General features: G+C 72.4%; 18 protein-coding genes. 6 read left to right on the forward strand and 12 right to left on the reverse strand.

The features are described from left to right. Both ACR9E3_RS26360 and ACR9E3_RS26365 read right to left on the reverse strand, forming a co-directional pair. Entirely contained in the window at window positions 1-2,082 is a 2,082-nt protein-coding gene (locus ACR9E3_RS26360) for a hydantoinase/oxoprolinase family protein (protein ID WP_460383713.1), read from the reverse strand. 88 nt (window positions 2,083-2,170) lie between these two features. Next, window positions 2,171-3,748 (reverse strand): class I adenylate-forming enzyme family protein, encoded by a 1,578-nt coding sequence (locus tag ACR9E3_RS26365; protein WP_460383714.1) that lies wholly within the window; start codon window positions 3,746-3,748, stop codon window positions 2,171-2,173. Between the two features lie 98 nt (window positions 3,749-3,846). Between ACR9E3_RS26365 and ACR9E3_RS26370 the strand changes: the two genes are divergently transcribed. Together ACR9E3_RS26370 and ACR9E3_RS26375 are read left to right on the forward strand one after the other, a co-directional pair. Continuing rightward, window positions 3,847-4,731 carry an alpha/beta fold hydrolase gene (locus ACR9E3_RS26370; protein WP_460383715.1) on the forward strand — a complete coding sequence of 295 codons (885 nt, stop codon included), beginning with the start codon at window positions 3,847-3,849 and terminating at the stop codon, window positions 4,729-4,731. Between the two features lie 51 nt (window positions 4,732-4,782). Next, window positions 4,783-5,589 carry an alpha/beta fold hydrolase gene (locus ACR9E3_RS26375; protein ID WP_460383716.1) on the forward strand — a complete coding sequence of 269 codons (807 nt, stop codon included), beginning with the start codon at window positions 4,783-4,785 and terminating at the stop codon, window positions 5,587-5,589. Here the strand turns inward: ACR9E3_RS26375 and ACR9E3_RS26380 are convergent. Genes ACR9E3_RS26380 through ACR9E3_RS26410 form a run of 7 tightly spaced genes read right to left on the reverse strand, consistent with a single transcriptional unit; the run spans window position 5,586 to window position 13,498 of the window. Continuing rightward, complete coding sequence (locus ACR9E3_RS26380) at window positions 5,586-6,365, reverse strand: enoyl-CoA hydratase/isomerase family protein (protein WP_460383717.1); 780 nt, start codon at window positions 6,363-6,365, stop codon at window positions 5,586-5,588. The two genes, ACR9E3_RS26375 and ACR9E3_RS26380, sit on opposite strands and share 4 nt — an antisense overlap. A gap of 13 nt (window positions 6,366-6,378) precedes the next feature. Further along, window positions 6,379-7,176, reverse strand: coding sequence for an SDR family NAD(P)-dependent oxidoreductase (locus ACR9E3_RS26385; RefSeq protein WP_337718522.1), 798 nt, complete (start codon window positions 7,174-7,176; stop codon window positions 6,379-6,381). A 1-nt stretch (window position 7,177) separates the two neighbouring features. After that, on the reverse strand, window positions 7,178-8,602 hold the full coding sequence (locus ACR9E3_RS26390) for an aldehyde dehydrogenase family protein (RefSeq protein ID WP_460383718.1): 1,425 nt from the start codon (window positions 8,600-8,602) through the stop codon (window positions 7,178-7,180). Window positions 8,603-8,611: 9 nt separating this feature from the next. Next, window positions 8,612-9,343 (reverse strand): hypothetical protein, encoded by a 732-nt coding sequence (locus ACR9E3_RS26395; RefSeq protein ID WP_337718524.1) that lies wholly within the window; start codon window positions 9,341-9,343, stop codon window positions 8,612-8,614. 9 nt (window positions 9,344-9,352) lie between these two features. Continuing rightward, on the reverse strand, window positions 9,353-11,260 hold the full coding sequence (locus ACR9E3_RS26400) for a hydantoinase B/oxoprolinase family protein (RefSeq protein WP_460383720.1): 1,908 nt from the start codon (window positions 11,258-11,260) through the stop codon (window positions 9,353-9,355). Beyond that, window positions 11,257-13,287, reverse strand: coding sequence for a hydantoinase/oxoprolinase family protein (locus ACR9E3_RS26405; RefSeq protein WP_460383722.1), 2,031 nt, complete (start codon window positions 13,285-13,287; stop codon window positions 11,257-11,259). Before ACR9E3_RS26405 ends, ACR9E3_RS26400 begins: the two co-directional genes overlap by 4 nt. Window positions 13,288-13,297: 10 nt before the next feature. Further along, window positions 13,298-13,498 (reverse strand): hypothetical protein, encoded by a 201-nt coding sequence (locus tag ACR9E3_RS26410; RefSeq protein WP_460383723.1) that lies wholly within the window; start codon window positions 13,496-13,498, stop codon window positions 13,298-13,300. A gap of 174 nt (window positions 13,499-13,672) precedes the next feature. On the opposite strand from ACR9E3_RS26410, the gene ACR9E3_RS26415 reads away from it, so the two are divergent. After that, window positions 13,673-14,659 (forward strand): AraC family transcriptional regulator, encoded by a 987-nt coding sequence (locus tag ACR9E3_RS26415; RefSeq protein ID WP_460383724.1) that lies wholly within the window; start codon window positions 13,673-13,675, stop codon window positions 14,657-14,659. On the opposite strand, the gene ACR9E3_RS26420 is transcribed toward ACR9E3_RS26415, so the two are convergent. Genes ACR9E3_RS26420 through ACR9E3_RS26430 form a run of 3 tightly spaced genes read right to left on the reverse strand, consistent with a single transcriptional unit; the run spans window position 14,656 to window position 17,981 of the window. Beyond that, complete coding sequence (locus ACR9E3_RS26420; RefSeq protein ID WP_460383725.1) at window positions 14,656-15,549, reverse strand: HpcH/HpaI aldolase/citrate lyase family protein; 894 nt, start codon at window positions 15,547-15,549, stop codon at window positions 14,656-14,658. The genes ACR9E3_RS26415 and ACR9E3_RS26420 overlap by 4 nt on opposite strands. Window positions 15,550-15,564: 15 nt before the next feature. Beyond that, on the reverse strand, window positions 15,565-16,623 hold the full coding sequence (locus ACR9E3_RS26425; protein ID WP_460383726.1) for a hypothetical protein: 1,059 nt from the start codon (window positions 16,621-16,623) through the stop codon (window positions 15,565-15,567). Then, window positions 16,620-17,981, reverse strand: a complete 1,362-nt coding sequence (locus ACR9E3_RS26430) for a phenylacetate--CoA ligase family protein (protein WP_460383727.1) — start codon at window positions 17,979-17,981, stop codon at window positions 16,620-16,622. Before ACR9E3_RS26430 ends, ACR9E3_RS26425 begins: the two co-directional genes overlap by 4 nt. Before the next feature lie 167 nt (window positions 17,982-18,148). Here ACR9E3_RS26430 and ACR9E3_RS26435 point away from each other — a divergent pair, with 167 nt between their 5' ends. The 3 genes from ACR9E3_RS26435 (at window position 18,149) to ACR9E3_RS26445 (ending at window position 20,945) form a co-directional block, all read left to right on the forward strand. After that, window positions 18,149-18,853, forward strand: coding sequence for a GntR family transcriptional regulator (locus ACR9E3_RS26435; protein ID WP_337718532.1), 705 nt, complete (start codon window positions 18,149-18,151; stop codon window positions 18,851-18,853). 84 nt (window positions 18,854-18,937) lie between these two features. Continuing rightward, entirely contained in the window at window positions 18,938-20,104 is a 1,167-nt protein-coding gene (locus ACR9E3_RS26440) for an acyl-CoA dehydrogenase family protein (RefSeq protein WP_460383728.1), read from the forward strand. After that, window positions 20,094-20,945: an HTD2 family dehydratase gene (locus ACR9E3_RS26445; RefSeq protein ID WP_460383730.1), complete on the forward strand. Its 852-nt coding sequence runs from the start codon at window positions 20,094-20,096 to the stop codon at window positions 20,943-20,945. Before ACR9E3_RS26440 ends, ACR9E3_RS26445 begins: the two co-directional genes overlap by 11 nt. Window positions 20,946-20,947 lie beyond the last annotated feature (2 nt).

Below are 20,947 nucleotides of genomic sequence, written 5' to 3' on the forward strand. Positions count from 1 at the left end.
TCAGCTCTTCGGCTCGATGATCAGGTTCAGGTCGTCGTCGACGTGGGCGGTGCGCCCGGGCAGGACGACCGTCGTCGCGAACTTCTCGGTGATCAGCGCGGGGCCGTCAACCCGCTCGCGGGGAGCGAGGCGTTCCCGCACGAACACCGACACGTCGGCCGCGGCTGTGGTGCTGCCGGCTCCGGGCAGGACGAGCGCCGCCGTGCGCAGGAACGCGTCGCCCTCGTCGGGGGCGAGCTCGAAGCGGCCCTGTTCGCGGGGGATCACCGCGGTCACCTCGACGGTCGACACGACGACGGGGATCTCCCGTGCGGCGAAGCCGTAGTGCTCGTCGTAGAAGGCGTGGAACGCCGGCACCAGCTCCTGCACGCGCTCGGCCGTGAGGCTCTCGGGCGGGATGGGCATCCGGTTGTCCCAGGTCTGGCCGCGGTACATTGCGAAGACCGCCCGTTCGAAGTGCAGCCGCTCGACGTCGGCGCCCTGGCTCTTGAGCTCGTCGTGGACCCGGGCCTCCAGGGTGGCGAAGGCGGCCTCGATCGCCTCGGTGCCGCCCGGGTCGAGCGGTGCCATGATCGACTGTGCGCGGGTGACCCGGAGGTCGGTGCGCAGCAGGCCCAGCGCCGAGAACTGCCCCGGGCTGCGCGGCACGATCACCTCCTGAGCGCCGAGGATCTGCGCCACGCGGTCGGCGAGCATGGGGCCGGCCGAACCCGACGGCTGCAGCGCGAACTCGCGCACGTCGAGGCCTCGGTAGACCGAGATCGTGCGGACCTTCGCCGCGATGTCCTGGCAGGCCACCTCGTAGGCCGCGGCCGCCAGCTCGGTCGCCGACATCCCCCACCGGTCGCCGGCCTTCTCCAGCGCGGCCCGCGACGCCTCGACGTCGAGCTCGATGGCCCCATTCGCGAACAGGTCCGGCTGCAGGACCCCGAGGACGGCACACGCGTCGGTCAGGGTGGGCTCGGTCCCGCCGCGGCCGTAGCAGACCGGCCCGGGGTCCGACCCGGCCGAGGCCGGCCCGACGGCGACGTTGCCCAGGGAGTTGGGGCGGATCAGGCTCCCGGCACCGGAGCCGATGCTCTCCACGTCGACCAGGGGCATGGTCAGCGTCAGGCCGGTCTCGAGGGTCCACAGGTCGGTCAGCGGCGTCTGGCCACCGCGGATCGCGGCGACGTCGGTGCTGGTCCCGCCCACGTCGATGGTCAGCAGGTTGGGGGTCGCGCCCTCGTTCGCCAGGCGGATGCTGCCGCTCACCCCTCCGACCGGGCCGGAGACGAGCTGGAACACCGGTGCGCGGCCGGCGTCGGCGACGGTCGCCACGCCGCCGTTCATCATCATGATCCACAGCGTGCCGACGAAGCCCTGCTCGGTCAGACCGGTCTCGAGGCGGTCGAGGTAGCCGACGACCCGGGGGCCGACGTAGGCGTCGAGCGCCACCGTGGTGGTTCGCTCGTGCTCCTTGGTGACCGGGTAGAGCGCGGAGGTCTGGACGTAGGCGCCGGGGATCTCCTCGGCGACGATCTCGGCGGCGCGCCGCTCGTGCTCGTCGTTGGTGTAGGAGTTCACCAGGCACACCGCGACCGACTTCGCGCCCTGCCGGGCCAGCTCGCGGGCGGCCTCGCGCACCGAGTCCTCGTCCAGCGGGGCGAGGACGGACCCGTCGTAGCGCATCCGCTCGAGGACGCCGAAGCGCAGCTCCCGGGGCACGATCGGGCGTTCCTGGTGGGGACGCAGCCAGGTCGGGTCGTAGAACCGTTCACCGAACTCGCGGTGCATGCGCCCGATGTCGAGCAGGTCCTGGTGCCCGCGCGTGGCGATCAGCCCGGTCCGCTCGCCGGCCCGGCTGAGCAGGGCGTTGATGCCCACCGTGTGTCCGTGGACGATCTCGGCGACCTCGCGCGCCCCGAGCCCGATCGCCGCGATGCTCGCCAGCACGCCCTCCTCCTGGCGAGGGGTCGAGAGCACCTTCCCGTCGCGGACCTCGCCGGTCCCGCGGTGCAGCCCGATGATGTCGGTGAACGTGCCCCCCACGTCGATGCCGACCACCCAGGCGGGGTCGGCCAGGTCCGGGTGGGTCGTCATGAGCGCCTCCTGCGTGAACGCGTCGTTGTTGGCATATCATGTTTTTGATGTGATCGAGAGGGGCCGCCGCACCCGGCGACGGCACCGGTCAGTGGGCGGGCTGCTGGTCGCCGACGGCGACGTACTGCTCGCGCAGGACGTACTTCAGGACCTTCCCCGAGGCGTTGCGCGGCAGCTCGTCCTGGCGGGCGAAGTACTTCGGCACCTTGTAGCCCGCCATCCGCTCGCGGCAGTAGGACCGCAGCGCTGCCTCGTCCAGGTCGACGTCCGGTTCCAGCACCAGGACCGCGCAGCCGACCTCGAGGTACTTCGGGTCGGGCACGCCCACGACGGCGGCGTCGCTGATGCCGGGGTGCTCGGTCAGCACCTTCTCGATCTCGGCCGGGTACACGTTCTCGCCGCCGCTCCGGATCATGTCCTTCGCCCGGCCCGCCAGCGACAGGAAGCCGTCGGCGTTGACCAGGCCGAGGTCACCGGTGTGGCACCAGCCGTCGGTGAAGGTGGCCCGGTTGGCGTCCGGCCGCTGCCAGTAGCCCCCGCACGTCCCCGGGTTGCGGACGAGGATCTCGCCGACCTCGTCGATCCCGGCCGGGCGGCCCGTGTCGTCGACGACCCTGGCCTCCGCGAGCGGGAGCGGGCGTCCGATGCTGCCCAGCTGGGCGTCGAAGTCGCCGTCGTCGAGCGTCGTGCAGATCGCGCCGCCCTCGGTCAGCCCGAAGACCTGGGTCAGCCGCACGTGCGGCATGCGGCGCCGCACCTCGCCGACCGTCCACGGCATCATCGTGTCGCCGCCGATGATCAGGTGGTCCAGCGAGTCGGGCAGCCGCGCCTCGAGGTCGTCGAAGCGCAGCATCTCGCCCAGCATGAACGAGAAGAGCAGGCAGTCGGTGACCCGCTCGGCGGCGATCACGTCGAGCAGGTGGGAGATGCTGAAGCTCCCCGAGCGCAGGCATACCGCGGTGCCGTGGGCTAGCAGGGCCGGCGCGGTCACTGCCTCGAAGCCACCCGCGTGGTAGAGCGGCCCGGGGACCAGGGCGACCGTGCGCTCCGAGAACCGCCACTTCAGTGCCTGCATCGTCGCGGTGCCGACGGTGTTGGCGTGGCTCAGGAGCGCACCCTTCGGCAGGCCGGTCGTGCCCGACGTGTAGAGCAGGGCGATGGGATCGTCCGGCGCGATCGCCGGGACCTCCACGAGCGGGGATCGCCTCTGCAGCGTCTCGACGGGGAGCGCCCACTCCGGCAGGTCGCGGTCCGGCGGGTCGCCGTCGGGCAGCACGACGACGGTCTCCGCGCCGCTCTCCTCCCGGACGGGCTCGAGCCGGTCGAGCAGGCTGGCGTGGATCAGCACCGTGCGGCACCCGGAGTCGGAGAGGATGAACCGCAGCTCCGGCGCGGCCAGCCGGAAGTTCAGTCGCACGGCGATCACGCCGAGGCGCATCGCCGCGAAGTAGAGCGGCAGGTATTCCGCGTCGTTGTAGAGCATCAGCCCAAGGCGGTCGCCCTTCGTCAGCCCCAGCTCGCTCAGGGCCCGTGCGTAGGACAGGGACCGGTCCCTCAGCTCCCGGTAGGTGAGCCGGTGGTGTCCGTCGAAGCTGACCGCGACGTTGTCCCACCCGGCGGGCGGGATCGGCTCCACCGCGCTGTCCAGGACCCAGTTGAAGCTCACGACGTCTCCTCTTGCGGTGATCCACCTCACCGTTAATCGTATATAATGTGAAGTACGCGGCCGCTCAGGTCAAGGGCCGCGGACCGAGGAGGAGCAGCGTGCGCCGAACCGTCGCGTCCGTCACCGCCGCCGCCGCCGGATGGGGCATCCGGACCGAGCAGATCGCGCGGAGAGCGATCGGGTCCGGGTCGGGGCGACGCGGGGTGCAAGCCCACGTCGGAGGCGACGGGCCACCCCTGGTCCTGCTCAACGGCATCGGTGCGAGCGGGCTGGTGTGGCCCCGCGCGTGGGTGGACGCACTGGAGCGGACCCACCGCGTGATCCGCCTCGACGCCCGCGGCACGGGGTGGTCGAGGGCGGCCGCCGTGCCGTTCACGATCGCCGACCTCGCCGACGACGTGGCCGCCGGGCTCGACCGGATGGACCTGGAGACCGCGACGGTGCTCGGCCTCTCGATGGGCGGGATCGTCGCCCAGGAACTGGCGTTGCGACACCCCGGGCGCATCGATCGCCTGGTGCTGGTCTCGACCATCCCGCCGGCGCCCGCGCACGTCCCGACCGTGCTGTATCCAGGGCTCTACGGACCGATGATGCAGGTCGCCAGGAGCCGGCTCGGGGTCGATCGCCGCACCCGGGCCGAGATGCTGGCGCGGTTCTACCTCCGCACGTCCTCGCGCTCCTTCGCCCCGGACGCGGCGCTGGTCGACGAACTCACCGAGCAGCTGCTGCGCCGCGGGACGCCCGCGGCGAGCGTGGTCGCGCAGGCACGCGCGATCGTCGCCTGGCGCGATCCGGCACGACTGCGCGGCATCGACCGGCCGACGACGGTGGTCGCCGGCCGCGACGACCCGGTGGTCACGCCGCGCAACAGCGCACTGCTCGCCGCGCTCATCCCCCACGCTCGGCACGTCGAACTCGCCGGGGTCGGCCACCTCGTCCCGTGGGAGGCGCCGACCGAGCTTCAACGTCTGGTTTCTCAGTAAAATATATGATGCTAGATTAAATCGAGCATCTGCCGAGTCCGAGGAGCGCACATGGACCTCGTACAGGACGTCGTGAGCGGCGGGCTGCGCCTGCACACCCGGCGCCGACCGGGACCGGTCGGTCCGCCGCTGGTCCTCATTCACGGGATCGGCGGCTCGATGGAGTCGTGGACGCCGCTGCTCGAGCACCTGCCCGACCGGGACGTCGTCATGGTCGACTGCCCGGGCGTCGGACGTTCGGAACGGTCGACGCTGCCGATCCGGGTTCCCGCGATCGCCGACCACGTCGTGGGCGCGCTGCGCGAGCTCGGCGTCGAGCGGGCGGACGTGCTCGGGTTCTCGCTCGGCGGCGTGGTGGCACAGGAGATCGCGCACCGCCATCCGGCGCTCGTCCGCAGGCTGGCACTCGTCGCGACGATCTGCGGTGTCTGGGCCCGTCCGCCCGGCCTCGCGGTCCAGCGCGCGCTGATGTCCACCCGTCGCTACCGGAGCCGGGAGGCCGCCGCCCGCGAGATCCCCATCCTCGCCGGCGGCCGGACGGCCCGCGACCCTGACGTCCTCGCAGCGATCCTGGCCGATCGCGAGGGCCACCCCCCGAGCCGTCTGGGCTACCACTTCCAGCAGCTCGCCGTGCTGGGATGGACCAGCTTCTGCTGGCTCCCGACGCTGCCTCATCGGACGCTGGTCCTCCACGGTCAGGACGATCCGGTCGTGCGCGTGGCCAACGCGCGGCTCATGGCGTGGCGCCTGCGCCACGCGACGACGGAGGTCGTTCCCGGTGCGGGCCACATGGTGCTGTTCGACGAGCCAGAGAAGGCCGCGCCCATCCTCGAGGCGTTCCTGGCGGGCACGCCCTAGTCCCGGTCCGGGCGCGCAAACCCGGTGACGCCGCGGTCCAGCGCCCCGGAGATGTCGCGGTAGCGCCGCAGCTCGTATAGCTCGAGCAGCAGGGCCTCGGAGAGCGGAAGCTCCGTGCCCCGCCGCACCAGCGCCTTGGTGGCGCGCAGCGCGTGCCCGTCGCGCCCGGCGATCTCCGCCGCCCGGGCCAGCGCGGTGTCCAGGAGCTCGCCATCGGCGACGAGCTCGTGCGCGATCCCCCAGTCGACCGCCTCGGCACCGGTCAGCCGACGCCCGGTGAGCAGGGCGTAGAGCCCTCGGGACCGGCCGACCTTGCGGGGAAGGCGCTGGGTGCCTCCGGCCCCCGGGACCAGGTTGCGCCGGATGTGCTCGTCGCCCACGCGGGCGCCCTCGGCGACGAGCACGACGTCGCACGCCAACAGCATCTCCAAGCCCCCGGCCACGGCGTGACCGTGCACCGCGGCCACGACGACGAGCGGAGAAGCCTCCAGGCGGCGGAGCAGTCCGCCCAGGTCGTCGAGGAACGCCGCCATCGCCGCCTCGTCCCCCAGGACCTCGGACTCGACCCACCGCAGGTCGGCGCCGGCACAGAACGACGACCCCGCACCGGACAGCACGACGACCCGGGTCGCCGGCCACTCCGACTCCAGCCCGTCGATCGCAGCGCGCAGGCGCGCCACCGTCGGGCCGTCCAGCGCGTTGAGGCGCTCGGGCCGCGAGAGCGTGAGGGTGGCGACACCCTTAGCCGCCCGGCCCAGGAGGATCTCCTCGCTCATCCGCGCGGCCCCGTCAGTCGAGAGCGATGGTCGAGGCGTCGACGACGGCACCGCCCCCGTCCGCGACGAGCACGTGACCGGTGACCATGGAGGCGTCGCCCGAGGCCAGGAAGGCGCAGCAGGAGGCGATCTCCTCCGGCTCGGCGACCCGGCGCAGCGGCACGTGCGCCGCCATGAGCGCGTAGGCCTCCTCCAGGCCGATCCCCTCGCGCTGCGACAGGTAGCTCATGGCCCCCTCCCCCAGCGGCGTGCGGATCCACCCCGGGCACACCGCGTTGACCCGGACGCCCTTCGGCCCGTAGTCGCGGGCGAGCCACCGCGTGACGCCGATGATCGCCGCCTTCGCGGCGGTGTAGCCCACGGTCCCGGGCGGGCCGGCGATCAGGCCGGCGGTGGACGCGACCAGCACCAGGGAGCCCTGCGCGTCGACGAGGTGCGGGAGCACCTCACCGGCCAGGTGGTAGGTGCCGTGCAGGTTCACGTCCAGGGCGCGCTCGTAGGCGTCGGCGTGCTTCGGGGCGGCCGTCCCGGCGATCGCGGCGCCCTGGGCGGCCACCACCGTGTCCAGCCCGCCGAGCCGAGCGACGGCGTCCGCCACCACCGCGCGCACCGCCTCGCGGTCGGTCCCGTCGGCCGGCAGCGCGAGCGCCCCGGTCTCGTCGGCCAGCGCCGCGAGCCCGTCGGCGTCGATGTCGGTGACGACGACCTTCGCGCCGTCCTCGACCAGCCGCCGGGTCGTCGCCGAGCCGAGTCCCCCGGCCGCGCCCGTCACAAGGGCGAGCTCGGGTTTCCTGCGTCGCTGCGTCACCACGTCACACTCCTGGTCCGAGGACGATCTGCTTGAGCTCGGTGAACTCCTGGATGCCTTCAGGTCCGCACTCGCGTCCCCAGCCGGAGCCCTTCCGGCCCCCGAACGGCGCCGTGACGGTCGGCCCGAAGGTGTTGATCGCGACCGACCCGGCCTCGATGCGGGACGCGACGTCGAGCGCGACGTCGCGGTCGGTCGTGTAGACGGTCGCGGCCAGCCCGTAGCTCGTGTCGCCGGCCAGCCGGACCCCATCGTCGAGGTCGGTGAAGGTTTGGACGACCGTGACCGGCCCGAACACCTCGTGCTGCGCGAGGTCGGCGTCGCGGTCGAGGCCCGTGACGAGGGTCGGCTCGTAGAAGAAGCCCGCCCCGTCGGGCTCCCGGCCGCCCACCTCGATCCGGCCTCCCGCGACCCGGGCCCGGTCGACGAAACCGGCAGCGCGTGCGACGCCCGCGGCGTTCAGCATCGGCCCGATGCGCGTGCCGGGGTCGAGGGGGTCGCCGACGCGCAGCCCCTGCCACGCCTCGCGCAGACGCCCGACAAGCTCGTCGGCTCGCCGCTCGGAGACGAGGACGCGGGAGAGCAGCGCGCACACCTGGCCGGCGCCCCCGGTGGCGCCGGGGACCAGGGACTTGAGCACCGCGTCCAGCGGTGCGTCGTCGAGGACCAGCGCTGGCGACTTGCCGCCCAGCTCGAGGTGGGTGCGGGCGAAGCGGGCTTTCGTGGCGTCGACGATCTCCAGGGCTGCGGTGCGCCCGCCGGTGAGGCTGACCATGTCCACGCGGGGGTCGGCGGTGATCGCCCGCCCCAGGTCGGCGCCGCCGCAGAGGATCGACAGCGCGCCCTCGGGCAGGGTCTCCGCGCACGCGGCGACCACGCGCAGGACCAGCTGCGACTCCGGCGCCGCCTTGACGACCACCGGGCACCCGGCGAGCAGTGCCGGCACGACCTTCGTCGCGACGGTGACCAGTGGGCCGTTGAACGCCATCACCGCCCCGACGACCCCGGCCGGCTCGCGGCGGACGAGGGTCTCGCCCAGCGGCGATGGGCGGACGTCGTCGCGCAGCGCGTCGGCCGCGCACTCCAGCGTGGCGGTCCACGATCCGACGGCGCCGAACCGGTGCAGCGTGCGGCTGTACCGCACGGGCATGCCCGCCTCGGACGCCCAGAGCTCGCCGATCTCGTCGAGCCGGCCCTCCATCGCCGCACAGAACCGCCCGACCGCCGCGACGCGCTCGGCGACCGGCAGCCGGCTCCACGACGCGCGACCGACGGTGTCCGCCGCTGCAAGGGCGGCCTCGGCGTCCTTCTCCGAGGGCAGTGTCACCTCGGCGACCGGCTGCTCGGTGGCGGGCGAGATCACCGCGTAGGGCTCGCCGGTGGCCGGTTGCCACCGGCTCCCGACGAGGATGTCGTCCGCGTGCGGCACGTCGATCATTCAGGTGGCCGCGTGGAACGGGCTCGCCGGCCTCATGAACATCGAGCTGAACGGCGGGTTCATGAAGTCCGGGATCGACATCTCGCCGGAGATCAGCATCTGCTTGATCTCCTCGCGGAACGCCGACGGGTCGCCGGCGATCTCGTAGAGGGCGAGGTGCCCGAGGTCGGGGACGCGGACACCGGGTAGCGGCTTGACCGGCGAGGACTCGAACCTCTGGGCGCGCAGCATTCCGGTCGCGCCGAGGATCTGCGGGATGTGCTCGCCGTCGTACCAGCGGGCGAACGTCCCGTCGGCCACGGCGTCGGCGGCAGGTTTGCACCACGCGAAGAACAGGTGCCGGTCGTCGAGGGCAGTGGAGTCGTCCGCCTTGTCCCAGCTCGCCCCGTACTGCGGCTCGCTCACGGGCGCCAGGAACAGGGCGTCGAAGGGCTGGTTCATGAAGTCCGGCAGCACCATCGCGCCGGACATCAGCATCTGCTTGACCTCCTCGCGGAAACCCGCGGAGCTGCCCTCGATCTCGTAGAGGGCGAGGTGGCCGAGGTCGACGGGGACGACGCCGGGCAGGTTCTTCGTGTCCCCGAGCAGGAACCGTTGGGCGCCGACCATCCCGGTGGTGTCCATGACCTGCGGGATGTGCTCGACGTCGTACCAGTGCGCGTAGGTCTCGTAGTCGCCGGTGTAGGTGCTCCACGCGAAGAAGAGGTTGCGCTCGGTGAACGTAGGGGGCATGGGTTCCTCTCAGGCGCTGCGCAGCGCGGCCGTCGCGGCCTCGTCGATGCGCAGGTTCTCGGGGTCGAAGTGCGGGTCGCCGACGACGACCACGCCGTAGTCGCGCGCGGCCCCCTCGACGCTGACGTACTCGTCGCGGACGTCGGCGAGCACCTTCTGCGGGTCGCGGGTGAAGGGGGTGCCCCAGCCACCGCCGCCGTTGGTCAGACAGCGCAGCACCGAGCCGGCCGTGGTCCGCCAGGCCTTCTCGCCGCCGAAGTGGTGGTAGGTCCCGTGCTCGGGGTCGAGCGCCTTGGTCGCCGGGTCCAGCACGCCGGCCACCGGGGTGCTGCCGGCGTAGACGTCGTCGCCGGTCCCGACCAGGCCGGTGCGCTCCCCGTGCGGCGGGAAGATCCACATGGCCCCGTTGGGGCCGGGCCGGCCGTCGTTCGCGCCGACGCCGCTGGGCTCCTTGGTGCGGAACGGCGAGAGGTACTGCTCGGCGTCGGTCAGCCAGAGGCTGTCCTTGAGGTTGGCCGCGCCGCCGCGGTGGCGGCCCGGGCCTCCCGTGTCGATCGCGTGCTCCTTGCGCAGCACGACCACCGGCGAGTCGTGCTCGATGGTCTCGGTCGCCGGGTCGAGGTTGTTGAGGTTGAACAGCACGGTGTAGCTGTCGCCGTCGCCGTCGCGGGTCGCGCCCCAGGGCCCGTGCTCGCCGCCGCACTGCGTGGCGCTGGTCCAGAACGACCCGTCGGCGCGCAGCCCGCTGGCGTTGTGCGTGTTGGTCGAGCCGTAGTCCCCGCCCACGGCGTTCTCGCCGAGCACGGGGTTCAGCGCCCGGAAGACGGCGGCGATGAGCGTCCCCGACGCCTCCCAGAACATCATCGGCGCGCCCTCGGGCGGCAGGGCGGTCACCAGCGTGCCCGGCGGGGCCACGAGGTCGACGTGGCGCCAGGTTCCGGAGGTGAACGGGATCTCGGGATCGAGCAACATCGTCAGGGCCACGCCGAGCGCGGTCTTCGCGTCGGTGATCCCGCAGTTGATGCAGGTGCGGGCCTGCCCGGAGGTGCCGGAGAGGTCGGCCTCGATGTCCTCGCCGCGCTTCCGGAGGGTGACCTCGACGGTGTAGGAGCGCGAGGCGTCGAGGCCGTCGGCGTCCAGCGTCGCGCTCCCGTGGTAGTCGCCGTCGGGGACGGCGGCGAGCGCGTCGCGCATCCGGTCCGCCGAGGTGTCGCAGGCGTAGACGAGCGTGCCCAGTACCGCGTCGCGGCCGTAGCGTTCGATGTTCTCCCGGACGAGCCGCTCCCCGAGCTGCAGCTGCTGGTGCATGCTCTTGAAGTCCGGCAGCAGCATCGCCCCGAAGCGCGAGTTGTCGAAGATCAGGCTGAACGTCGACCGCACCGGCTCGTCGCCGCGCCACATCAGGATCGGCGGGATCACCAGACCGTTCTCGTAGACGTTGGCCTTGGTCGCCGAGAAGCCGCCGGGCACGGTGCCGCCCATGTCGAGCTGGTGGGCGCAGATGTTGACGAACGCGACGATCTCCCCGTCGACGAACACGGGCCGCGTGAACAGCACGTCGTTGACGTGCCGGCCGCCGCGGTTCGGGTCGTTGCAGATCAGGACGTCGCCGGGCCCGAGGTTCTCCGCCCCGTACTCCTCGACCGCGTTGCGCACCGCGTCGGGCATCGAGCCGAGGAAGACCGTCAGGCTGTTGCTGACCACGGCCATCCGGTAGTCCTGCTCGGGCGGGCCACTGATGGTGCACGCGAAGTCGTACCAGTCCCGGATGATCGGCGAGAACGCTTCGCGCAGGAACGCCGTCGACATGTGCTCCACGGCGTACTTGAGCCGGTTGCGGATCACCGAGGCTGTGAAGCGGTCAGCGTGGTAGGTCGCCTCGAAGTCCTCGTCGGACATCTCGCGGATGCGGGTCATCGTGCGCTCCTGGTGATCACGAGCTCGCCGTGGCGGCCGACGGTCAGGTGCTGGTCCGCACCCACGTGGGTCGTGGAGAGCCCCTCGTCGATGACCGCGGGACCGTCCAGCTCGTCGCCCGCCCGCAGGTCGGTGCGTCGGTAGACCGGGGCCTGCTGGTCGGTGTCGGTGAGGAACCGCAGGGTGGCGGTCCGGGCCGGGGCCAGGTCCTCGCCCGCCGCCCGGGCGGGCAGCTCGGGGTAGTCGACCTTCGGCGTCTCGATCATCGCGCGGACCCGGAAGGTGACGCCTTCGACCGGCACCATGTCGAAGCGGTTGCGCGAGCGCTCCTCGTAGGTCGTGTGGAAGGACGCGATCATCGTGGCGACCGCGTCCGCGTCGATGGTGCCGTCGGGCACGGGCACGATCGGGGTGTCCCAGCTCTGCCCCATGAGGTGGCCGTCGAAGCTGCGCTCGAGGCGCACGGTCGCGCCGGACTCGAGCCGCTCGCGCACCTGCTGCTCCATCTCGGCGAAGAGTTCGTCGATCCGGGGCGCGACCTCGGGGCCGAGGATCATGTAGGCGCTGCGGTTGAGGGTGAACACCTGGTCGGTCGAGAGCAGGCCCAACGCGGAGAACAGGCCCGGGTTCGGCGGGACGATCACCTGCTTGCAGTGCACCTCGTCCATCGCGGCGGGCAGCAGCATCGGGCCCGCCGCGCCGTAGGCGATGAGGGAGTAGTCCCGGGGGTCGACGCCGTTCTTGATCGCGACGTTGACGACGCCCTCGGCGATGGTGTGCACGGCCATCTCGTAGGCGTGGCGCACGCGCTGGGCGAGCGTGAGCTCGCAGTCGAGGCCCTCGAAAGCCTGCTGCGCGAGCTCCGGCCGCAGGGTGAGGCGCCCGCCGGCGAAGCCGCCGGGGTCGATGAGGCCGATCATCAGGCAGGTGTCGGTGGTGGTCGGTGCGGTGCCCCCGCGGTCGTAGCAGGCCGGGCCGGGCGTCGAGCCCGCGCTGTGGGGACCGACCTGGACCTCGCCGTTGCGCCCGATCGAGACGACGCTGCCCCCGCCCGCCCCGATCGCCGTGACGTCGTTGGCGAGGGCGTTGACCACGAGGTCGTGCTCGAGCTCGAAGGTCGTGTTGACGAACGGCTCGCCCGCGGTGACGACGCTGATGTCGCAGGACGTGCCCCCGACGTCGGCGCACAGCAGGTCGGTCTCCCCGATCAGGGAGCCGAAGTGGGCGCTCGCGACGGTGCCGGCCGCCGGCCCGGAGAACACGATCCGGAACGGCTGCTCCATGGCGCGGTGCGCCGGGACGAGGGTCGCGGCGCAGTCCGCGAAGTGCAGCCGCCCGGCGAAGCCCAGATCGGTCAGACCCTTCTCGAGTGTGGCCGCGTAGTCCGAGTAGATGATCTTCATCAGGGCGTCGACGACCGTCGTCGACGCCCGCGTGTACTCCTTGGCCAGCGGCGAGACCTCGCTGGAGATCGAGCACGGGACGTCACCGAGGACCTCGCGCACCAGCTCGCGCAGGCGCTCCTCGTGGGTGTGGTCCACGTAGGCGTTGATCAGGCAGATCGCGACGCCGACGACCCCGCAGCGGCGCAGCACCTCGAGCTCGGCGCGGGCCTGGTCCTCGTCGAGGTCGAAGAGCACACCGCCGTCGGCCGTCACGCGCTCGCGAATCCCGCGGCGCAGGTAGCGCGGCACGAGTGGACGGGAGGCGTCGCCGAAGCTGCGCCGCCAGCCCGGGTCCAGGATCGCCTCGGCCGGCCGCCAGACCCGGCCCATGTCGAGGATGTCGCGGTGCCCCTCGGTGGCCAGGAAGCCGATCTTCGGGAGGTTGCGGGTGATGACGGCGTTCAGCCCGTGGGTGCTCGCGTGGTTGAACACGGGCGCGTCGCCGACCCCCAACAGCGCGGCCCCCTCGAGCACCGGCGCGGCCACGTCGGTGTAGTCGGTCGAGACCTTCGCCGTCTCGATCCGCCCGTCCCGCAGGGCGACCACGTCCGTGAACGTGCCGCCCACGTCGACTGCGATCATCGGGCCCCTCCTAGATCAGGTCGGACAGCAGCTGGATGGGTCCGAGACGCGGTCCGTGTTCGCGGCTCACCGAGCACAGGCAGCACTGGCACTTCACGACGTCGAACCAGCCGCCCTCGGAATTGACCGGGTAGCGGCGGAGCTCGGCGGCGCCGCACCGCGGGCAGTCGCCCTCGACCGGTGCGCGCTCCTGGACAGGTGCCTCTGTCATGCACCGGGACGCTAGGGCCGACGAGAGCCGAGTCACCATCCCGTGAGCGCTGGCTTCAGTCCGCCAACCGAAGCACGTCACAGCCTCGGTGGTGGCCCCCTAGAAAAAATATTATGTGCTAGGATAAGGTCTCTGGCTCACGACAGCGGCCGGCCCGAGCGCCTGCGAGGAAGCATGCTCGACGAGACGACGAGGCCCGGCGACGCGAGTCCGCTCCGCTTCCGCACCGACGACCTCGACGTGGCGCGCGAGCGGATCACCGAGACGTTCGCCGACCACGAGGTCCGCGTCGCCGACGGCCGCGCGCTCGACTTCCGGCTCGACCTCGCGCCCGCCTCGCGCGTGGTCCTCGGCAAGCTGGGCTACGGCGCCGACGTGACGATCGACGGCCCCCCGATGCAGCGCTGCTACCACGTGAACCTGCCGATCGCCGGCACCTGCGACGTGCGCCAGGACGGCGCCGAGGGCGCCGTTCGCGCCGGGACGACCGGCAACGTGTTCGGTCCCGACGCCCCGTTGACGATCCGCTTCGCGCCGGATGCGACCCAGTACGTCGTCAAGCTGCCCAAGGAGATGCTCGAGGCCCACGCCGCGAAGCTCGTCGGCCGGCCGCTCGACGGGTCCATCCGTTTCGCGCTGACGTTCGACGTCCGTGGGGGCCCGGGCCAGGCGCTCCTCTCGACCGCCGGGTTCCTCTACGCCGAGCTGGCCCGCCCCGGGGGCCTCGCGACGATGCCGACGGCGCGTCACGAGATGGAGTCGGCGCTGATGACCCAGCTGCTGATGACCATCCCGAGCCAGCTGACCGACCAGCTCCACCCGTCGGCGTCGCCGAGCGCCCGCACCCGGGTGCGCGAGGTCATGGAGTACCTCGACGCCCATCCGGAGGGCGACGCGAGCACGGCCGACCTGGCCGACCGCGTCGGTGTCAGCGAGCGCGCCCTGCAGGCCGGGTTCCGCGAGGTCGCCGGCATGTCCCCCATGGCGTACCTGCGCGGTGTCCGGCTCGACCGCGTGCACCTCGAGCTCTCGACCCGCGGCGGCGCGGTCACCGACGTCGCCGCGCGCTGGGGGTTCTTCCACCCCGGCCGGTTCGCCCAGCAGTACCGCGCCCGCTTCGGCGAGCGCCCGTCCGACACCGCGCGGTGCGCTGCGCGCTAGGCACCTTCCGCGATGGCGTCGGCGAGGGCGACGATCCCCTCGGCCGTCTTCGCGTGGGCGAGGTCGATGTGCTGACCCTCGAAGTCGACGGCCCCGCTGCCCTCGGCCTCGGCCTTGCGGAAGGCGTCGATCATGCGGCGGGCGTGGTCGACCGCCTCCGGCGACGGCGTGAACACCTCGTTCGACACCGCCACGTGGGACGGGTGGATGCACACCATCCCGCGATAGCCGAGTCCACGGGCGTCGAGCGCGAAGCGCCGGAAGCCGTCGAGGTCCTTGATGTCCTGCCACACGCCCGTGACGGGGTGGTGCAACCCGGCGGCGCGAGCCGCCAGCACGATCCGGCTGCGCAGGTACAGCGTCTCGAGACCTTCCGGGGTGAACTCGAAGCCGAGCTCCCGCCCGACGTCGGCGCTCGGTCCGGTGGCCCCGAGCAGGCTCGACACCCGGGGGCTCGCGGCCGCGATCTCCTCGCAGTGCGCCATCGCCACCGCGGTCTCGAAGCTGATGATCAGGCCGACCGACCCGGCCGCGAGGCCCTCACGCGCCTCGAGGTGCGAGACGACGGCGTCGATGCGGACGATCTCCTCCGCGGTGAAGACCTTGGGGAGGAAGAGCCCGGCGAGCCCCTCGGCCAGGACCGCCTCGACGTCCGCGCCAAACAGGCCCGAGTCCATGCTGTTGGGGCGCACCCAGAGGTCGGCGCGGACTCCCTCGGCGCGCAGGCGCCCCAGCGTCTCCCGCACGGTCGTGCGTGCGGCGTCCTTGTCCGCGGCCGGGACCGAGTCCTCGAGGTCGAGGATCACGGCGTCGGTCCCCGAGGCGACGGCCTTGTCGGCCCAGCTCGCCTTGTGGCCCGGGACGAAGAGCATGGATCGGTAAGGCTTCATGCCATGCACAATATATTATTTAGAGGCGGCGAGGAACCCTGTCCCGAGCCTGACTCCGTCCGCGACCGCGGCACGGGACGCCGCGTCACGGAACCCCGAGGACGTCGTCCCGCCGCCCAGCAGCACGGCCAGCTCGTCGACCGGCCAGGTCACGAGGACCCCGTGCCGGGCGAGGTAGAGCCCCACCTCGTCAACGCCGTGGCGACCCTGCCCGTCGAGCCAGGCACGGGCGAGGAGGTGGTGGAACCGGCCGACGACCTGGTCGAGGCGGCGCAGCGGGTCCGCGGTCGTCAGCACGTCGACGAGTAGTGCCCCGTCGCCGGCGCCCGAGACGACGGCCCCGCCCTCGGCCCACCCCGGCACGAACACGGCGTCGGCGACGCCCAGCGCCACGCCGCACGGCGGCGAGCCCGCGCGCTCGCGCCAGCGGTGCAGCACGCCCGACTCGCTCGCGAGCGCGACCAGGTCGGCGACCTCCTCCGGCACCGAAGCGCGGACCGGGAGACCGGTCCCCCAGCCCACGAGGACCGTGCAGGCCCGCGCGAGCTCGGCCTCGCCCGCCCGGCCGCCCAGCCGCCCGGGCGGTGCGCAGACGTCGAGCAGCGCGAGCGCCCGTCCGACGACATCGCCGACGACGTCACGGCAGGACGGGCGGGCCGGGCGAGCAGCACGCTCGCGCGGACCGGGCCACGGCCCGGCGTCCACCCAGCCGGCGGCACTCGGTCGCCAGCGCAGCGCCTCGCGGCGTCGAACGGGATCGAGCGCGGCGTGGCTCGGGAACCGGGCAGCGAGTTCGTGCACGTGGCCCGGCGAGGCGAGGCCGAGGCGGTGCGCCCCGGCCAGCGCCCGGTAGGGCGGGGCGTGCTGCACCACGAACCCGAGTCGGGCGCCCACCGCCGCCTGCACCTGGGCCGCATGGCCCGGACCCGCGTGCCGCGGGGAGCGCATCGGTCGACGGCCGCGCAGCGCCTCGGCCAGGACGTCGTGCACGGCCGCACGCCCGTCCGGCGTCGCGAGCCCCGACCGGAACCAGGCCCCGAGCGCACCGTCCTGGACGTGCGACGCGAGCGTCACGAGCCCGCCCGCTCGACCAGGGCGACCTTGACGTGGTCCGGGCGCTTCAGCGTCCCCTCGGGCACCAGGTCGACGGCGGTCTTGACGTTGAGGGCGGACCGGATGGTCGATTCGATCGAGGCCCGCAGTTCGCCGTGGCGCTCGGCGGGCAGGTCCGCTGCGTGCTCGACGACCACGGGCAGCGGGCGCTGCGTGGAGTGGCCGTCGAAGTCGGGCCGGATGCGCATCTCCCCCGTCGTCGACGGCGCCATCCCGCCGACCAGGTCGCGGATCGCCGAGGGGAACACGTTGATGCCGCGCACGATGAGCATGTCGTCGGTGCGCCCGACGCAGCGCACCTTGTAGCCGGTTCGCCCGCACGCGCAGTCGGTGCCGGTGACGACGACCTGGTCACGGGTGCGGAAGCGCAGCAGCGGCGAGGCCTGCCGCCGCAGCGCGGTGTAGACGAGCTCGCCCTCGGCGCCCGCGACCGGATCGAGCACGGTGCCGTCGGCCGGGTCGATCAGCTCCGCGACCATGAGGTCCGGCGAGAGGAAGTGCATCCCGTCGGCCGCCTCGCACTCGCCCCAGTAGGTGCACGCGATGTCCGTGCCGCCGAGCATCTCGCGGACGGTCGCGCCCCAGAGCCCCTCGAGCTTCTCGCGGACCGCAGACAGACCTCCGCCGGGCTCCCCACCGACGCTGATCGATCGGACGCCGAGGTCGTGCGCCTCGCGGCCCAGGACGGCGGGCGCCTGCTCGGCGAGGTGGGTGAGGAAGTAGGGCGTGCCGATGACGGCCTCAGGGCGCTGGTCGGCCTGGACCCGCAGCAGCCGTTCCACGCCGGCCTCGGCGCCGATCGGGATGTCGACGATCCCCATGTGCTGGAGGATCTGCACAACGGGCAGACCGCCGACGAACCCCTTGCTCATCCCGAAGGCGTGCAGGAGCCGGTCGCCTGGCCGGAAGCCGTTGGCGTAGAGGGCGCGCGCCCCGAGCTCGCACCAGGTGATGACGTCGTCGGCCGTGAGCCCGACGTAGGACGGGCTGCCGGTGGTGCCGGACGACGCCTGAATCTGGACGACGTCGGCCGGGTCGGCCGCGAGGTGGTGTCCGAGGGGCGGCGCCGCGGCGAGGCTGTCACGGAGCTCCTGCTTCTCGGTGAACGGCAGGTGAGCGAGGTCCTCCACCGTCCGCACACGTGACGCGTCGACCCCGTGCTCGGCGAACTTCGCCCGGTAGAAGGCGCTGTGCGTGGCGAGGTGGTCGAGCTGCTCCCGCAGCCGCTCCTCCTGCACCCGCCGGGCCTCGTCCGCCGGCAGGACCTCCGCCCAGCTCCAGTGGGCAGCCGAGGCCGGTCTGCCCGCGCGCACGTCCATGCTCGCACCTTCCCTCATCGAGGGTCTAAATATAAAATGCACAGTACGTCGCATCAAGGATTGGGCGCGTCGGCGCGACGGGACGCCGGTCACCGTTGCTACACTCCGCGATCGACGGGAAATCGGACAGCGGCGTCTGCCATATGATGTTCGATACGGGAGATGTCATGGTCGACGAGGTGGTCAGGATCCCGGACCGCGACAGCAGGCGTCAGCAGCTACCTGAAGAGGTCGCGACGTACGTCCGCGAGCAGATCATCTCGGGCAAGGTCCGACCCGGCGACTTCCTGCGTCTCGAGCCGATCGCCGAGGCCGTCGGGGTCAGCAACACCCCGGTGCGCGAGGGCCTGCTCTCCCTGCGCAGCGAGGGCTTCGTCGAACTGGTCCCCCGCCGGGGTTTCGTCGCCGCCGCGTTCACCGAGCAGGACGTCCGCGACCTGTTCTGGGTACAGGCCCAGCTCGCCAGCGAGCTGGCGGCCCGGGCCGCCAAACGCATCACCCCCGAGCAGCTCGAGCGTCTCGACGCCATCCTCGCCGAGCACGACCGCGCGGAGGACGTCGACGACACGGATCGCATGGCCGACCTCGGGCACGCGTTCCACCGTGAGATCAACCTCGCGGCCGACTCGCGCCGGCTCGCGCTCCTGCTCGCCGCGGCCGTCAAGCACCTGCCCAACCGCTTCTACGCCTCGATCGAAGGGCACGTGGAGGGCGCGCGCCGCGACCACCCCAAGATCGTCGAAGCCCTGCACCGGCGCGACGTGCGCAAGGTGCGCTCGCTGATGAGCCAGCACATCCTCGCCGGCGCCGACCGCCTCGTCGACGAGCTCACCAAGCGCGGCGTCTGGGCCGACGAGGAGACCGCCTCCTGAGCGAGGCCCCCGCGCAGGCCGACCATCCTCGCCACCTCGGCAACGATCATATATTATGTTCGATAGTCGAGAAGGGTGGTCGCCGTGTCGGAGCTGCTGTCGTCCGAGGAACGCTTCGTGGTGGAGACGGTCCGCGACTTCGTGGACCGTGAGGTGCGCCCGCAGGTCCGCGACATGGAGCACGCCAACACCTATCCCGAGAAGTTCATCGAGCAGATGAAGCAGCTCGGGATCTACGGGCTGGCGATCCCGGAGCCCTGGGGCGAGGCCCCGGTGTCGATGCCCTGCTACGCGCTGGTCACCGCCGAGCTCGCCCGCGGCTGGATGAGCCTGGCCGGGGCGATGGGCGGGCACACCGTCGTGGCGAAGCTGCTCGTCGAGTTCGGGACGCGCGAGCAGCAGGACCGCTACCTGCCGCGGATGGCCACCGGGGAGCTGCGGGCCACGATGGCGCTCACCGAGCCCGGCGGCGGTTCGGATCTGCAGGCGATGACGACGACCGCCCGTGCCGGCACCGACGGCGGCTACGTGGTGAACGGGTCCAAGACGTGGATCAGCAACGCGCGCCGGTCCGGTTTGATCGCGCTGATGTGCAAGACCGACCCGGCCGCCGAGCCCAAGCACCGCGGCGTGTCGATCCTGCTCGTCGAGCACGGCCCCGGCCTCGAGGTCTCCCAGGACCTCTCGAAACTGGGCTACAAGGGCGTCGAGGCCTGCGAGCTGACGTTCACCGACATGGCGGTGCCCGCCGACGCGCTGCTCGGCGGGCAGGAGGGCCGCGGGTTCGCCCAGATGATGAAGGGCCTGGAGACCGGCCGCATCCAGGTCGCCGCCCGCGCGCTCGGCGTCGCCACCGCGGCGTTCGACGACGCGCTGCGCTACGCCCAGGAGCGCGAGGCGTTCGGGCAGCCGATCTGGCGCCACCAGTCGATCGGGAACTACCTCGCCGACATGGGCACCAAGATCACCGCCGCCCGCCAGCTGATCCTGCACGCCGCCGAGCGCTACGACGCCGGCCAGCGCGCCGACATGGAAGCCGGCATGGCCAAGCTGTTCGCCTCCGAGATCGCCATGGAGGTCGCGCTCAACGCCGTGCGCATCCACGGCGGCTACGGCTACTCCACCGAGTACGACGTCGAGCGCTACTTCCGCGACGCCCCGCTGATGATCGTCGGCGAGGGCACCAACGAGATCCAGCAGGGCGTCATCGCCTCCCAGCTCGTCAAACGGGGAGGACTGGGTGGCATCTGAGCTCGCCGACGCCGTCAGCGCCTGGGAACCGGCGCCCGAGACGGCCACCGACACCCTGCGACGGTGGCCGATCGACGCGTTCGCCGCGCTGCTCGACCAACCGCCGCCCGCCGGCGACGACCTCCCCCCGCTGTGGCACTGGCTGTTCTTCCTCGACCACCCGAGCACCGACGAACTCGGCGCCGACGGGCACCCCCTCAGTAAGGCAGCCTCTGGGCACTTCCTGCCGCCGATCCCCCGCCGCCGACGGATGTTCGCCGGTGGGCGCGTCGAGCTCCACCGTCCCCTGCGCCTCGGGACCACCGTCACGCGCACCAGCAGCGTCACCGACGTCGTGCCCAAGACCGGCCGCAGCGGCCCGATGCTGTTCGTCACCGAACGCCGCGAGCTCGCCGACGCCGACGGGCTCGCCGTGGTCGAGGAGCAGGACATCGTCTACCGCCAGGCACCCGCGGACGCCGTGCCCCCGACGCCGCCCGCTCCCCGACCGCCCGGCGACGACCACGTACCCGAGGGCCGGGTCGGCATCGTGCCCGACCCGCCGCTGCTCTTCCGGTACTCGGCGCTGACCTACAACGCCCACCGCATCCACCACGACGAGACCTACGCGCGCGAGGTCGAGGGCTACCCCGGCCTCGTCGTCCACGGGCCGCTGCTCGCCCTGCTGCTGCTCGAGCCCGCCCGCCGCGCCGGCCGATCCGCCGACATCGCCGCGTTCACCTTCCGGCTGCGCCGACCCGCCTTCGCCGGCACCCCGGTGGTCGTGGACACCGAGCCGGAGCTCACCGCGGGACCGATGGGCGGCGAGCCGTCGGTCACCGGCGCGGTGACCTGGCGCTGAGA

The organism is Actinomycetospora sp. C-140, assembly GCF_054796175.1.